The following is a 15250-nucleotide window of genomic DNA, read 5'->3' on the forward strand; positions in this document are numbered from 1 at the left end:
ATGGATGTATGGGACTTAATCGCCCCCAACATTACCAAATACCAAGCGCGAGAGATCTTATTCGCGCTTATATCATGTCGTCTTTGATTTAATAGCTACTGATTACAGATTACTTTCAAGAAAGTCTTGAGCAAAGCGCTGTAAAATACCGCCAGCTTCATATACCGATAGCTCTTCAGCAGTGTCTAATCGGCACTTAACAGGCACTTCAGCTTGCGAGCCATCACGACGATGAATAACTAATGTCATCATAGCCCCAGGGGTACGCTCACCCACCACATCAAAGGTTTCGCTGCCGTCGATTTGATATGTATGACGGCTTTCACCATTGATAAATTCAACAGGTAATACGCCCATACCGACCAAGTTAGTGCGATGAATTCGCTCAAAACCTTCAGCGACAATCACTTCAACACCCGCTAAACGAACGCCCTTTGCTGCCCAGTCACGACTTGAACCTTGGCCATAATCTTTACCAGCAATGATCACTAATGGCTGCTTACGATCCATATAGGTTTCTATGGCTTCCCACATACGGCTTATCTTCCCTTCTGGCTCAATACGCGCGTATGAACCTTGCTTAATTTGGCCATTGTCTTGGACCATTTCATTGAGCAGCTTAGGGTTGGCAAAAGTAGCGCGTTGAGCGGTTAAGTGATCGCCGCGATGCGTCGCATACGAGTTGAAGTCTTCTTCTGGTAAACCCATTTTATCAAGGTAAGCACCCGCTGCACTATTGAGCATAATCGCATTAGATGGCGATAAATGGTCAGTGGTAATGTTGTCACCCAATACCGCTAATGGACGCATACCCTTCATAGTACGCTCACCTGCTAATGCGCCTTCCCAATATGGGGGACGACGAATATAGGTACTTTGCGGACGCCACTCATATTGCGGATCAATCTTAGGTGAAGAGCCCTCTTGTGAAGAACCTGTGCCATAGTCCACTTTAATATCAAACATTGGCTCGTACACTTTACGAAATTGCTCAGGCTTAACGCTTTTAGCAATCACTGCATCGATTTCAGCATCTGATGGCCACAAGTCTTTTAAGCGAATGTCATTTCCTTCACTGTCTTTGCCCAATACATCTTTTTCGATATCAAAACGAATAGTTCCGGCGATAGCGTAAGCAACAACTAATGGCGGTGATGCCAAGAATGCTTGTTTCGCATAGGGATGAATACGACCATCGAAGTTACGGTTACCAGAGAGCACTGCGGTGGTGTATAAATCGCGCTCAATAACTTCTTTTTGAATAACTGGGTCTAATGCGCCACTCATACCATTACAGGTGGTACAAGCAAAACCAACAATGCCGAAACCAAGGGCTTCAAGTTCGGTTAATAAATTGGCATCTTCAAGGTAAAGTTGCACCGCTTTAGAGCCTGGTGCTAATGAGGTTTTCACCCATGGTTTGCGAGTTAACCCTTTAGCATTGGCATTACGTGCAAAGAGACCTGCTGCAATAACGTTGCGCGGGTTTGAAGTATTAGTACAGCTAGTGATTGCGGCAATAATACAGGCACCATCAGGCATTAAGCCTGCTTCATTTTCAACTTCACCACTGATGCCTTTTGCAGCTAAGTCACTGGTTGAAACACGGCGATGTGGGTTCGACGGGCCAGCAATGTTGCGACCTACTGATGACAAGTCAAACTTAAGCACACGTTCGTATTCAGCATTGGTGAGCGTATCAGCCCATAAACCATTAGCTTTGGCATAGGTCTCTACAAGCTTAACTTGTTCATCATCACGACCTGTCAACGTTAAGTAATCAATGGTTTTATCATCGATATAGAACATTGCAGCTGTAGCGCCAAATTCTGGGGTCATATTAGAGATGGTTGCGCGATCGCCTAATGTTAGGTTTGCTGCACCCTCACCGTAGAACTCAAGATAAGTTGATACTACTTTTTGCTCACGTAAAAACTCAGTAATCGCTAACACAATATCGGTGGCAGTGATACCAGCTTGACGCTCACCCATCAACTCAACGCCCACGATATCAGGTAGGCGCATCCATGATGGACGACCAAGCATAACGCTTTCAGCTTCTAGGCCGCCCACACCAATTGCGATAACGCCAAGCGCATCCACATGGGGCGTATGGCTGTCTGTACCTACTAACGTATCAGGAAATGCCACACCTTCTCGGGCTTGTACCACTGGGGACATCTTTTCTAGGTTAATTTGATGCATGATGCCGTTACCAGGCTGGATCACATCAATGTTTTCAAATGCCGTTTTCGTCCAATTAATAAAATGGAAACGGTCATCATTTCGTCTATCTTCAATAGCGCGGTTTTTCTCAAAGGCATCTTTTTCAAATCCTGCATGCTCAACAGCCAATGAATGGTCGACAATTAATTGAGTTGGTACCACGGGATTTACTTTAGATGGGTCACCGCCTTTTTCAGCAATAGCGTCACGTAAACCCGCTAAATCAACTAATGCCGTTTGGCCTAAAATATCATGACAAACTACACGAGCTGGGTACCAAGGAAAATCAAGATCGCGCTTACGCTCGATAATTTGCTTAAGTGAATCGGTTAGCGTTTCTGGTGAGCAACGTCTTACTAGGTTTTCAGCATATACGCGTGAAGTGTATGGCAGTTTTTCATAAGCACCTGGCTTAATGGCGTCGACTGCAGCTTTGGTATCAAAATAATCAAGATTGCTACCAGCTAGGGGCTTTCTAAAATTGGAATTCATAATCAATCCGTTGTTATTAATGGTTAACAACTTTTCTAATCGCTTACTGTGTTTTACTGAATGAAATGCAGATCGTTTTTGTTTTTATTGAGGCATATTCAGCAGTGAAGTAACGATAAAAAGATGTAAAACAAACTAATTTATTCGCGTTTAAATAAACAAAAGGCTGACGGATTCCGTCAGCCTTTACGCTTTATCGTTCACTAATTGGCGTTACTGTACGAGGCTCTGAACCGGTGTAATCAGCACTTGGTCTAATAATACGGTTATTAGTACGCTGCTCCATAACATGCGCAGCCCAACCCGTTAAACGAGAACATACGAAAATAGGCGTAAACAACTTGGTTGGAATACCCATGAAGTGATAAGCCGAGGCATGGAAAAAGTCAGCATTACAGAATAGTTTTTTGCTATCCCACATGAACTCTTCACAGGCAACAGAAATATCATAAAGACTGGTATCGCCATGTTCATGGGCAAGTTTTTCTGACCACGCTTTAATAATCACATTACGTGGATCTGAGGTGCGATAAATGGCATGTCCAAATCCCATGATTTTCTCTTTACGCTCTAGCATGCCAGCCATTTGAGTTTTAGCATCTGCTGGTGAAGTAAACTTTTGAATCATATCCATCGCCGCTTCATTGGCGCCACCATGTAATGGACCACGAAGTGTACCGATAGCACCAGTAATACATGAGTACATATCAGATAATGTTGATGCACAAACACGAGCGGTAAAGGTTGAAGCGTTAAACTCATGCTCAGCATAAAGGATTAACGAGACATCCATCACCTTACGATGTTGCTCAGATGGCGTTTCACCACGAAGTAGCTTTAAAAAATGACCGCCAATGGTGTCTTCATCAGTAACACAGTCAATTTCAACGCCGTCATGGCTAAAACGGTACCAGTAACACATGATGGCAGGAAAAGCGGCAAGTAGGCGATTAGCAGCAGTATTTTGCTGAGTAAAATCCATTTCTGGTTCTAAATTACCTAAAAATGAACAACCTGTGCGCATCACATCCATTGGGTGTGCATCTGCAGGAATACGTTGTAGTACTTCTTTTAGCGCTTGTGGTAAATCACGCTGAGCGTTTAGTGCCGTTTTGTAGGTTTCTAGTTGGTCTAGTGTTGGCAGTTCACCGTTAAACAGTAAGTATGCGACTTCCTCGAAGGTGGCATTTTCAGATAAATCAGCCACATCATAACCGCAATAAGTTAAACCAGAGCCTGATTTACCCACGGTACATAATGCTGTTTCACCTGCGCTTTGACCTCGAAGGCCCGCGCCACTTAATTTCTTGTCTACCATAATGATGTCCTATTCTTTTATGTTTCTGCTATTTTTCACATATTCGATAAATCAAAGATGCTTATTATTTATTAGGTCCTGTTAACACTTACTTCATTACTCTTTCTAACTTATCTGCTTGCTAAAAATTGTCATTGTCCCAAAACAATGTTTGGCTAATTTTTATACTGACGTTTTATACCAACAATTAGCACATAACTTCTAGCAGACAGCTTTTACATAAATATTTATGTTGTTTACTTGTTCTTACCTTCAGCAAATAAGCTATCTAGTTTTTGCTCGTAGTCGTGATAACCCAGATAATCATACAAATCCATACGAGTTTGCATGGTATCGACAACCGCTTTTTGGTCACCATCATTTAAAATTGCTGAATAGACATTCTCAGCAGCTTTATTCATTGCACGGAAGGCACTTAATGGATAAAGCACCATGTCTGCACCCCACTCACCTAGCTGCTCTTTATTCCACAACTCTGTTTGGCCAAACTCTGTAATGTTCGCCAGAATAGGCACGTCTAACGCCTGAGAAAATGCACGATAGTGTTCTTCTGTTTTAACGGCTTCTGCAAAAATACCATCTGCACCTGCTGCCACATAAGCTTTAGCGCGAGCGATTGCCGCCTCTAAACCTTCTTGAGCAAATGAATCAGTGCGAGCCATGATGAAAAAGTCAGGATCAATACGCGCATCAACCGCAGCTTTAATGCGATCAACCATTTCTTCTGTTGAAACTATTTCTTTATTTGGACGATGACCACAACGCTTTTGCGCGACTTGGTCTTCCATGTGCACCGCTGCAGCGCCTGCTTTTTCCATATCACGAACAGTTTTAGCAATGTTAAATGCGCCGCCCCAGCCCGTATCAATGTCCACTAATAACGGTAAATCACAGGCTGAAGTAATGCGCTGCACATCAACGATTACATCGTTCAATGACGTCATACCCAAATCAGGCAAACCGTAGGATGCATTTGCAACACCGCCGCCTGATAAATATATCGCTTGATGACCAATCTGTTTTGCCATCATTGCAGCATAAGCATTGATAGTACCGACGATTTGTAGTGGTTTGTTGTCAGCTAGTGCTTGACGGAATTTTTTGCCTGCGCTCATGACTTCCCTCTCTTTATTGTGCAATTGTGTTCAATGGCTTGCCGTGTTTTGCTGTTAATACACGTGCGATTGAATGGATTTGTTGGTTTATTAGTTTTCTAGCTTCGATTCGATATTGGCTTTTGAGTACATGATATGACGGCGCATGAGCATTTCTGCCAGCTCTTCATCACGGTTCGAAATCGCTTTGACTATGTGTTTATGTTCATCAAATGCAGTAGTGACACGTGGACCTGCCATACCGAGTTGTACGCGATACATACGTATAAGGTGATACATGCCCTCAATAAGCACGGTAATAAGATGTTTATTCTTACTGCCTAATATGATGCGGTAATGAAAGTCGACATCGCCGGCTTCTTGGTAATAGGATTCGCCTGATTGAACTTCGTCAAAATGACGATTCAGCAGGGAATTTAAATCAGCAATTTCAGTATGTGACATATTTTTAGCAGCAAGTCTTGCAGCCATGCCTTCCAACGACTCACGAACTTGATATAGCTCAATCAAGCCTTCGGGCGTTAACGCCACAACTCTTGCGCCAACATTTGCTTTGCGCTCAACCAAATGGCATGACTCTAACCGATTAATCGCTTCACGAATAACGGCACGGCTTACTTGATACTTTGTCGACAGTTCAGTTTCACTCAATTTTGAGCCAGCTTGAATATCGCCCTCGACAATATCTTTGCGCAATTCAAAGAAAGTCTTATCAGCTACGGTTACTGGCTGTTCGTTAAAGAATGTCATTAGAATAAAGTTAAGCTACATTTCGAATAATTGTCGACAATATATGCTCATTTATTGGCAGGGTCAATATAAAACCAGCTCATTGTCGACAAAGGTCTAACGTGGACGTCAACATTTCAGTACGTTTTTAATTGCAATAAGAAGATTCAAACAAAGTGGCTCTAGTATTGTTATTTCTTAACAATAAAAGCACAATGGAGTAACACTGATATTTCTTATTAAAGAATAATAGAATCAAGGCTTAATATGTCAGAGAGTGCAAAAACAGTTAACGTAAAACCTGCTGAGAAAAAAGGCTTTTTAAACAGCATTAATCACTTTCGTGGAATAGCGATTATTTTTATTGTTATGGCTCACTGTTATCGCCCTGCCGGTTGGGAGGTCGAAACATTAGCCGATAAAGCTTGGTTTAATTTAATGATGAACGGCACGGTATTTTTTGTGTTTATTTCAGGTTTTTTATTCCACCACGTGTTTTATCATCGCTGGGATTATAAGAAATACATGAAAAGCAAAACCAAGTTTGTATTCTTGCCTTATATATTGCTATCACTACCTTGGATATTTTGGCACTTATCAGTCGGTACAGATCCAGCGATGCATGTAATGTATGCCGATATTGAGAAGCCCGTTGTTGCAGCAAGCTGGTATGTCATCACTGGCAGAACATTAACCGCGTATTGGTATATTCCAATGGGAATGATGTTGTTTGCTCTATCTCCTTGGGTAATGCATTTAATCAAGCGTCAACACCTGCTTATTGTAGCGGTACCATTGTTCATCATTGCCATGTTAATTCACAGACCGGAGTCAAACCTCAACGCGATTCAGTCTTTGTTTTACTTTTTACCTGTCTATTTATTTGGTGTATGGGGCTCAGCCCATAGAGACAAACTATTTCCATTCATCGATAAATACTGGATTTTGATGTTACTACTCGCCATTGTCTTAGCAGTTGCTCAAGCACATTGGTTTGGTGCGGGGACGTTAAATAAAGCAGCACTTGAACTGACTGTGCCTGATTTGATGTTGCCACAAAAAATGTTACTGACTTTTGTCATATTGGCGATTTTAAATAAATTTGAACACATCAGTATTAAGCCACTGCAAAAGCTCGCCGAAGTCAGTTTTGCAATTTACTTTATTCATCCTTGGATAACGACTCCTTGGTGGATGATCTATAACAGTCCAGATATTTTCGGCTTAGCGGGTAGCGGGAATATTCTCACCACATTAATTGTCACTATGCTAGTCATCGTCATTTCTTACTTCATTGCCGTTGCGATCAAGAAATTATTCGATAAAAAGAGCCGTTATCTCATTGGCTGGTAAAATAGGCGAATCAACGTCAATAACTAAGGCCTTGTTGATTAACAGCAAGGCCTTTTGATTGGCTGACAAACTGGTTTATTTTGTATAGATGAAGGCGAATAATTAAACTTTAGTAATTAATAACCCATATTGATGATTAGATAAGCAGTTACCGAAAACCTTGCTTGCACTAAACCTTACCAGTTCATTATCATGAACCAACGATAAACCTATTTTCACCGTCAACTTCTCACGGGGCTATATGACAACTATCAATGTACTGCTAATTTGTGGCGGAGGCAGCGCTGAACACGATGTTTCAGTATTGTCAGCTAACTATTTTGAATCATCTTTAGCAAAGTCAGATAAAGTAAATCTGCTTAGACTAGAGCTTGATGCTAATGGCCACTATTTCGATACAGAAGGTAATCGATGTGAGTTAACTAACCGCCGTGAAGTTCGTTTTGATAATGAAAGTAAACCCGCATGGCCTGTAGATTATGCCATTCCTTGTATTCACGGCTTTCCCGGAGAGACAGGTGATATTCAATCATATTTTAACCTGATCCAACTGCCTTATTTTGGTTGTGAATCTGAGGCATCAAGTAACTGCTTTAACAAAATTACAGCTAAAATGTGGTTTACTGCATTAGGTATTCCTAATACACCTTATATTTTCTTAAATGATTTAACTCAAGAGGCTGTTTCACAAACGAAAATTGCACTTAAACAGTGGAGATCTGTATTTGTAAAAGCAGCGTCTCAAGGGTCATCTGTTGGTTGTTATAAAGTTGATGATGCATCACAAGTCGAACAAGTCCTAAATGATGCTTTTGGTTTTGCACCGTCTGTGGTGGTTGAAAAAACCATCGTTGCACGAGAACTTGAAGTGGCAGTTTATGAATATCAAGGTGAAGTGATTGCCACATTACCCGGGGAAATTATTTGTGCAAGTAATACCTTTTACACTTTTGAAGAAAAATATAATGCTAGCAGCAAAGCCAGAACGGACATTGTCGCGCAAAACTTATCTGTAGAAGTAACACAACAAATCAGAGAGTATGCCATAAAGGCATTCAAAGGGATGAAGCTCAGACACTTATCAAGAATTGATTTCTTTTTAACAGATGAGAATGAAATTTTATTAAATGAAATTAATACCTTCCCTGGTTCTACACCCATTTCGATGTTCCCGAAAATGCTTCAAAATAACGGTGAAGACTTTACCGCTTACCTTGTAAACAACATCGAAAATCAGCTTTAACGCGACATATTAATTGAAATAATATTGGAGAATGTTTGCTGATGGCCAGCATTTTCCAATTCATCCCGCCACGGCTTATCTTGCACCTTTACCATATAAAAGTCTTGCCTGTATGTGTCAGTAACAAATGCAATACCATGTTGCATCAACTCGTAATGAATGTCGTTAATGAACACCAACGAGAAACCTTGCCGCCCGGTTAATTGATTAATATCTTCCCTAGTTAAACTGACCCCAGACTCTAATTGATCAAACTGTAACTTAAGCCAGTTAGCAAAATCTTTAGAACTCACCATAGACATAATACCCCTCCAAACAAAGCTCGTGTTGTTATCAGCGGATATCTCATCCGTTGAGAGCTAGCTGAATAGTAGTAAGTATAGTTTGTTAACTTAATTATTTTGCAAACAATACTTTTTATAGACCAAACAAGCTTCCATGTAGCATGAAAGTATTAGATTCATATTCATCATAAATTGAAGTATTACAACAAAACACCATACTCACGATTAAGTTTAGCCATAAACCCATCTTGGTACATGGTGTTTAATGCATTCACTAATGCATCATGTTTATCTTTATCCAAAGTTTCATTGCACGCCATCGCCCGTAAAGAGGTATGAAAAATGAGTTCTGGCTCCCCCAATTGAATTTTAGATTGTCTCATTAAGGCTTGGGCACTAATCAACTCAGCAGCCCAAAGGTCGATGCGATTCCTTTCAAGCTTTTTGATATTTAATGCATCATCATTGGTAACCTGAACTTGATACCGAAATGATGTCAGATATTCACTGATCCCACTGCCTAAATAAGTACCAATAGATAATGGCTTAGCATCTTGAAGCGTCACTAAAGGGATTGCTTGACTCTTTGAACTGAATAAACCGTAGCGCGAGATCAAAACAGGCCCAACCCAGCGATAATCACTTTCTTTTTGTTGGGTGCGCACAATAGGTAACACACACACATTATGGCTTCTTTTTGTCATCGTCAATCCACGTTTTAATGGATTAAAAACCACCTTATATTCGATTTCAGCTCGCGAAAACATCTCGTCGATAATATCAATTATCAATCCTTGATGTGTAGTGTCCGTTTGTTCTGCAAACGGAACGTGCTGATAGGTGTAAACAGTAATTTCGGAAGCAAAAACCATTTGAGATAAAAAAACATTCATAATTATAAAGCAACCGCAAAACCAAGAATAAACCTGTTTATTACCAAGCATTGATTGCCTCCTCAAAAGGTAACGTTTTGCCTTTAACTTCATTTGGCATCATCGCTTTTGGGGCACCAGGTTTATTCAACCAAACCGAGGGGTTAACCTTTTTATTCACTTTTGGCCCACAAGTTAAATTTTGCTCCTGTAATTCAAGTAAATGATTATCAATCTGCTCTGCTAGCGTATTCAATCCTTCCGGTACAGATAGTTTCCCTTCAATAATGAGGCTTATAGCTTGCCACCAATAACCCGCCATCCCTTGATAATCAGGCACATTGGTTCCAGTAGGCGTCCAAATATTTCTCGCATGACTTCGATAAAACTCAACTAGACCACCTAAATAAGGTGCTCTTTCTGTCATGTAATCAGAATCTATATCCGATTGACGAATAGGCGTTGAACCAACGAGTGTTTTCTTTAATGAGACCGTCTTTGAAACAACAAATTGAGCGTACAACCAAGCAGCAATTTGATGGCTTTCTGGCGTGTGACTCAAGAAAGTCCAAGCACCTGTATCTTGGTATCCTGACTTCATGCCTTTTTGCCAATATTTGCCGATAGGAGATGGAGCGACTCGCCATTTCGGCGTACCATCTTGATTCATCACAGCTAAGCCTTGTTTTGTAAAGTCAGGCACAAATGCGGTATACCAAAATATTTGTTGGGCGATATTGCCTTTGGCTGCCCAATCTCCAGATTCTGAGAAGGTTAACTGCTGCGCTTCTGGTGGCGCATATTTAACTAGCCACTCTTTATACTTTTCTATGGCGTATATCGCAGCAGGACTATTTAACGCCCCCCCTCGCTCAACACTTGCCCCCACAGGATGACAGTCCTCAACACGAATACCCCATTCATCAACTGGCAAGCCATTAGGCAGCCCTTTATCACCAACACCAGCCATTGATAACCACGCATCAGAGATTCGCCAACCTAGTGAAGGGTCTGATTTGGCGTAATCCATATGTCCATATATTTTAATACCATCTATCTCGTTAATATCAGCAGTAAAAAACTCCGCAATATCTTCATAGGCTTGCCAATTCTGCGGAACTCCTAATGGATATCCATACTTGGCTTCGAACAACTTTTGATACTCCGGTTTGGCAAACCAATCACTCCGATACCAGTACAAATTAGCGAATTGTTGATCGGGTAATTGATATATTTTTCCATCTGGGCCGGTAGTAAAAGCAAGGCCAACGAAATCATTTAAATCGAGTGATGGCAGCGTATAGGCTTTTGCTTGATTATTTATCAGATCAGTTATCGAAATCACATGCTGTTGTCTAAAATGGCTACCAATAAGATCGCTATCACTAATATAGGCATCATAAAGACGTTGGCCTGTCATAATTTGAGCGGAAAACTTTTTAATCACATCGTCTTCGTTAGTTAACTCATGAATGACATGAATTCCGGTTATTTCGTAAAAAGCTTTAGCTAAAATATTGGCTTCATATTGGTGGGTATTTATTCGCTCAGAAACAACTCTAATGGTCATGCCTTTAAAAGGTTGTGATTTATTCTGAAACCAACTTAGCTCTTCTAATTGCTGGGGAATTGATAACGTTGAAGGTTGAAACTCAGAGTCTAACCATTTTATTAATAGCTCATTGGAATCTTTAGATTCGACAGTGGATGGTTGTTTATCTTGGTGAGTGATTAACGAAATCTCGCTCGAAGCAACGTCAATAGGCAACGCAAAGCTAAAAGACATCATAGCCAAGAACTGCAAAGCTAGTCTGGGCTTGAGTAATGTTTTAACGTCATTATATATTGAATTGAATTTCTGCATGCATCCTGCTTCAGTGTTCGTTTAAAACATATTAGCCAAATTAAGTCTCTATAACTGCTGTAAAATTCGTCTATTTTAATATAGCCTCATTAGTGACAAAAAGGCCAGCATACGCTGACCTTTTATGATACATACTGACTAAAATCTTTGCGACTTTATCACAGTGGGAGTATTAGAAACCTTCCACTCCAGCCATATCAGGTAATTCATGTGCAATACCTTTATGACAATCAATACAGGTTTTTTCACCACTTGCTAAAGATGTTGAATGCATTTGTGATGCACGCTTAGACTGGCGAGTGAAATCCATATAATCGAAGTTATGACAGTTACGGCACTCTAACGAGTCATTTGCTTTAAGCCTATTCCATTCATTTTCAGCTAAGTGACGACGCTTAGCTTCAAATTTTTCACGAGTGTTAATCGTACCAAATACTTTGCCCCATACTTCTTTCGAAGCCTGCATTTTACGGGCAATCTTATCAGTCCAATTATGCGGGACGTGACAATCAGGACACGTTGCTCGAACACCACTGCGGTTAGTAAAATGAATCGTTGTTTTCAACTCTTCATAAACATTGTTTTCCATCTCGTGGCAACCAATACAAAACTGTTCTTGGTTCGTCACTTCTAGGGCAGTGTTAAAGCCACCCCAGAAAATCACACCAGCAACAAAGCCACCTAGAGTAAGAAAACCAAGACTGTAGTGGATACTTGGACGGTTTAGTACTTTCCAAATTAGCTTCAGATTTTCTATTAATTTTCCAATCATACCCGCTCCTAGTGCTCAGCTTTAGAAGATTCTTTCATGAGTTCTTTAACATCCACAAAATCATTTTCAACGAGTAACTTAGCATCCAACTGAGCTACATGGCATTGAGTACAGTAATAACGACGTGGTGATAATGAAGCCAAGAAGTTATTATCTCTATCCATGTAATGTGTCACACTCACCATAGGTGCTTGTGAATGTCCTGTACTGTTACGAGCATGACATTGCATACATTTATTCACTTTCAAATCAACTTGATATCCGTCAATTTTGTGCGGAATAATCGGCGGTTGCATTGGGTAGTTACGCACTTGTTTTACATCAGAGTTAATTACCTTCTGCATTACTGGTGGCGTTGGTTCGACTTCAATAGGGGCTAAACGTAATGTCGCCACTTTGTCTTCAGGTACAGTTGCAGCCATCAAACTAAAAGAGAAGCCCAATAACGCAATCATTGATAAAATTTTACGTGCTTTCATGGTCGTTCTCCTTAGGCTTTGACAATCTTAACCGCACACTTTTTAAAGTCAGTTTGTTTTGACAAAGGATCTGTCGCATCAAGTGTGACCTTATTAATCAGCTGGCTAGCATCAAACCATGGTACGAAAACCAATCCAATTGGTGGCTTATTACGCCCTCTCGTTTCAACGCGGGTTTTAATTTCACCACGACGAGAAATAACTTTCACTTCATCACCACGGCGTAGTCCACGCTTTTTAGCGTCATCAGGGTGCATGAAACACACTGCATCTGGGAAGGCTTTGTAAAGCTCTGGTACACGTTGCGTCATCGAACCAGAATGCCAATGCTCTAAAACACGGCCTGTTGATAGCCAAATATCAAACTCTTCATCTGGCACCTCAGGTGCTGGCTCATATGGCAAGGCGAAAATAATCGCTTTACCGTCTGGTTTACCGTAAAACTCAAAGCCTTTACCCGCTTTCACATAAGGATCTGATCCTTCACGGTAACGCCATTTAGTCTCTTTACCGTCAACCACAGGCCAACGCAAACCATGCTCAGTATGGTACACATCAAAATCAGCTAAATCATGACCATGACCACGGCCAAATTGAGCGTACTCTTCAAATAAACCTTTTTGAACATAGAAACCAAAATGCTTCGCTTCATTATTCATAAACTTAGGGTCGGCATCACTTAATGGGAACTTCTCAACGTTACCGTTTTGGTAAAGCACTTCAAATAATGTTTTACCTTTGAATTGCGGATTAGCATCAAGGACGTCTTTTGACCAAACTTCGTCAGTAGTAAAGCGTTTTGAGAATTCCATCAACTGCCATAAGTCTGACATTGACTCTCCAGGTGCTTGTACCATTTGATGCCAAAACTGAGTACGACGCTCTGCATTACCATATGCGCCTTCTTTTTCTACCCACATTGCTGAAGGTAAAATCAAATCACCTGCTTGAGTAGTAACTGTTGGATAGGCATCAGAAACAACGATGAAATTGTCAGGATTACGGTAGCCCGGTAAACCTTCTTCGTTCATGTTAGCCGCAGCTTGCATGTTGTTGTTAACTTGAACCCAATAACAATTCAAATCACCATCTTTAAGGCGACGGTTTTGCTCAACAGCATGGTAGCCAGGTTTAGGCGGAATAATACCACTTGGAATATTCCAAATATCTTCGGCAAGTTTACGATGCTTAGGGTTGGTGACCACCATATCTGCAGGTAGACGATGCGAGAAAGTCCCCACTTCACGAGCGGTACCACACGCAGACGGTTGACCCGTTAACGAGAATGGACTGTTACCCGGAGTCGAAATCTTACCCACTAGTAAATGAATGTTATAAATTAGGTTGTTACACCATACACCGCGAGTATGTTGATTGAAGCCCATAGTCCAGAAAGAAGTAACTTTCTTTTTAGGGTCAGCATATAACTCAGCCAGTTCTATTAATTTATGTTCAGGAACACCTGACAGCTTGCTAACGCTTTCAACATCATAATCAGCAACAAACTTTTTGAACTCTTCAAAATCAATTGGGGTTGAATCACCAGCAGTACCGACATTTTTTGCTTTTTTCTGCAATGGATGTGATGCGCGTAAACCATAACCAATGTCAGTTTCACCTTTACGGAAATTAACATGTTTACTGATAAAGTCTTTATCGACTTTGTCATTTTGAATTATGTAGTTAGCAATAAAATTCAACATTGCTAAATCTGTTTGTGGCGTAAATACAATCGGCAAATCGGCTAAATCAAATGAGCGATGTTGGAACGTCGACAATACCGCCACTTTTACATGAGGAGCACTTAAGCGTCGGTCAGTCACACGAGTCCAAAGAATAGGATGCATTTCTGCCATATTTGAGCCCCACAATACAAAAGCATCAGCCGCTTCCATATCATCGTAACAGCCCATTGGTTCATCTATACCAAAGGTACGCATGAAGCCACCTACTGCCGAAGCCATGCAATGACGAGCGTTAGGGTCAATATTGTTTGAACCAAAACCCGCTTTCATCAGTTTAACTGCAGCGTAACCTTCCCAAACTGTCCACTGACCTGAGCCAAACATACCAACAGCCGTTGGACCTTTAGCTTTGATGGTTTTCTTCCATTTTTCAGCCATGGTATCAAATGCCATATCCCAGCTAACAGGAGTGAATTCACCATTCTTGTCGTATTTACCGTCGGTCATTCTTAACATTGGAGTTTGAAGACGATCGCGTCCATACATGATTTTTGATAAGAAATAGCCTTTAACACAGTTTAAACCACGGTTAACTTCACTTTTAGCATCACCGTGAGTAGCAACCACTTTACCGTCTCTCGTAGCGACGATGACTGAACAACCAGTACCGCAAAAACGACATGGTGCTTTATTCCACTCTAATTTTGTTTGCTCCGAGCTAGTGATCAGGTTACTCGCTGATGCGGGTAAAGCCATACCAGCAACACCAGCTGCTGCCATAGCAGCATTGGCTTTCATAAACTCACGTCTGTTCATAC

The 15250-nt window shown here is 41.0% G+C and carries 12 protein-coding genes; 2 read left to right on the forward strand and 10 right to left on the reverse strand.

The window, feature by feature from the left end; genetic code table 11:
• Window positions 1–102: 102 nt before the first annotated feature.
• The 4 genes from acnD to QPX86_RS12365 form a co-directional block, all read right to left on the reverse strand.
• On the reverse strand, window positions 103–2718 hold the full coding sequence (gene acnD / locus QPX86_RS12350) for a Fe/S-dependent 2-methylisocitrate dehydratase AcnD (RefSeq protein ID WP_285162875.1): 2616 nt from the start codon (window positions 2716–2718) through the stop codon (window positions 103–105).
• Between the two features lie 193 nt (window positions 2719–2911).
• Window positions 2912–4036 (reverse strand): bifunctional 2-methylcitrate synthase/citrate synthase, encoded by a 1125-nt coding sequence (prpC, locus tag QPX86_RS12355; protein ID WP_285162876.1) that lies wholly within the window; start codon window positions 4034–4036, stop codon window positions 2912–2914.
• A gap of 236 nt (window positions 4037–4272) precedes the next feature.
• On the reverse strand, window positions 4273–5151 hold the full coding sequence (gene prpB, locus QPX86_RS12360) for a methylisocitrate lyase (protein WP_285162877.1): 879 nt from the start codon (window positions 5149–5151) through the stop codon (window positions 4273–4275).
• Between the two features lie 90 nt (window positions 5152–5241).
• On the reverse strand, window positions 5242–5901 hold the full coding sequence (locus QPX86_RS12365; protein WP_220754857.1) for a GntR family transcriptional regulator: 660 nt from the start codon (window positions 5899–5901) through the stop codon (window positions 5242–5244).
• A 246-nt stretch (window positions 5902–6147) separates the two neighbouring features.
• On the opposite strand from QPX86_RS12365, the gene QPX86_RS12370 reads away from it, so the two are divergent.
• Both QPX86_RS12370 and QPX86_RS12375 read left to right on the forward strand, forming a co-directional pair.
• Window positions 6148–7233: an acyltransferase family protein gene (locus QPX86_RS12370; RefSeq protein ID WP_285162878.1), complete on the forward strand. Its 1086-nt coding sequence runs from the start codon at window positions 6148–6150 to the stop codon at window positions 7231–7233.
• Between the two features lie 241 nt (window positions 7234–7474).
• A complete protein-coding gene (locus QPX86_RS12375) occupies window positions 7475–8476 on the forward strand; it encodes a D-alanine--D-alanine ligase (protein ID WP_285162879.1) in 1002 nt (333 codons plus the stop codon).
• Here QPX86_RS12375 and QPX86_RS12380 read toward each other — a convergent pair.
• From QPX86_RS12380 to napA, 6 genes are all read right to left on the reverse strand, one after another.
• Window positions 8473–8778, reverse strand: coding sequence for a hypothetical protein (locus QPX86_RS12380; RefSeq protein WP_220754854.1), 306 nt, complete (start codon window positions 8776–8778; stop codon window positions 8473–8475). The two genes, QPX86_RS12375 and QPX86_RS12380, sit on opposite strands and share 4 nt — an antisense overlap.
• 182 nt (window positions 8779–8960) lie before the next feature.
• On the reverse strand, window positions 8961–9704 hold the full coding sequence (locus tag QPX86_RS12385; RefSeq protein ID WP_285162880.1) for a substrate-binding periplasmic protein: 744 nt from the start codon (window positions 9702–9704) through the stop codon (window positions 8961–8963).
• Complete coding sequence (locus QPX86_RS12390; RefSeq protein ID WP_285162881.1) at window positions 9694–11496, reverse strand: ABC transporter substrate-binding protein; 1803 nt, start codon at window positions 11494–11496, stop codon at window positions 9694–9696. The genes QPX86_RS12385 and QPX86_RS12390 overlap by 11 nt, the downstream gene beginning before the upstream one ends.
• A gap of 172 nt (window positions 11497–11668) precedes the next feature.
• On the reverse strand, window positions 11669–12268 hold the full coding sequence (locus QPX86_RS12395) for a cytochrome c3 family protein (protein ID WP_220754851.1): 600 nt from the start codon (window positions 12266–12268) through the stop codon (window positions 11669–11671).
• Window positions 12269–12276: 8 nt separating this feature from the next.
• A complete protein-coding gene (locus tag QPX86_RS12400; RefSeq protein WP_220754850.1) occupies window positions 12277–12747 on the reverse strand; it encodes a nitrate reductase cytochrome c-type subunit in 471 nt (156 codons plus the stop codon).
• 11 nt (window positions 12748–12758) lie between these two features.
• A complete protein-coding gene (napA, locus tag QPX86_RS12405; RefSeq protein ID WP_220754880.1) occupies window positions 12759–15248 on the reverse strand; it encodes a nitrate reductase catalytic subunit NapA in 2490 nt (829 codons plus the stop codon).
• Window positions 15249–15250 lie beyond the last annotated feature (2 nt).

The sequence above is a fragment of the Shewanella goraebulensis genome, assembly GCF_030252245.1.
Classification (GTDB): domain Bacteria; phylum Pseudomonadota; class Gammaproteobacteria; order Enterobacterales; family Shewanellaceae; genus Shewanella; species Shewanella goraebulensis.

What these genes read in the sequence shown, in the direction of transcription:
- acnD (WP_285162875.1), bottom strand. Translation starts at nt 2,718, where the DNA reads ATGAATTCCAATTTTAGAAAGCCCCTAGCTGGTAGCAATCTTGATTAT.
- prpC (WP_285162876.1), bottom strand. Translation starts at nt 4,036, where the DNA reads ATGGTAGACAAGAAATTAAGTGGCGCGGGCCTTCGAGGTCAAAGCGCA.
- prpB (WP_285162877.1), bottom strand. Translation starts at nt 5,151, where the DNA reads ATGAGCGCAGGCAAAAAATTCCGTCAAGCACTAGCTGACAACAAACCA.
- QPX86_RS12365 (WP_220754857.1), bottom strand. Translation starts at nt 5,901, where the DNA reads ATGACATTCTTTAACGAACAGCCAGTAACCGTAGCTGATAAGACTTTC.
- QPX86_RS12370 (WP_285162878.1), top strand. Translation starts at nt 6,148, where the DNA reads ATGTCAGAGAGTGCAAAAACAGTTAACGTAAAACCTGCTGAGAAAAAA.
- QPX86_RS12375 (WP_285162879.1), top strand. Translation starts at nt 7,475, where the DNA reads ATGACAACTATCAATGTACTGCTAATTTGTGGCGGAGGCAGCGCTGAA.
- QPX86_RS12380 (WP_220754854.1), bottom strand. Translation starts at nt 8,778, where the DNA reads ATGTCTATGGTGAGTTCTAAAGATTTTGCTAACTGGCTTAAGTTACAG.
- QPX86_RS12385 (WP_285162880.1), bottom strand. Translation starts at nt 9,704, where the DNA reads ATGCTTGGTAATAAACAGGTTTATTCTTGGTTTTGCGGTTGCTTTATA.
- QPX86_RS12390 (WP_285162881.1), bottom strand. Translation starts at nt 11,496, where the DNA reads ATGCAGAAATTCAATTCAATATATAATGACGTTAAAACATTACTCAAG.
- QPX86_RS12395 (WP_220754851.1), bottom strand. Translation starts at nt 12,268, where the DNA reads ATGATTGGAAAATTAATAGAAAATCTGAAGCTAATTTGGAAAGTACTA.
- QPX86_RS12400 (WP_220754850.1), bottom strand. Translation starts at nt 12,747, where the DNA reads ATGAAAGCACGTAAAATTTTATCAATGATTGCGTTATTGGGCTTCTCT.
- napA (WP_220754880.1), bottom strand. Translation starts at nt 15,248, where the DNA reads ATGAACAGACGTGAGTTTATGAAAGCCAATGCTGCTATGGCAGCAGCT.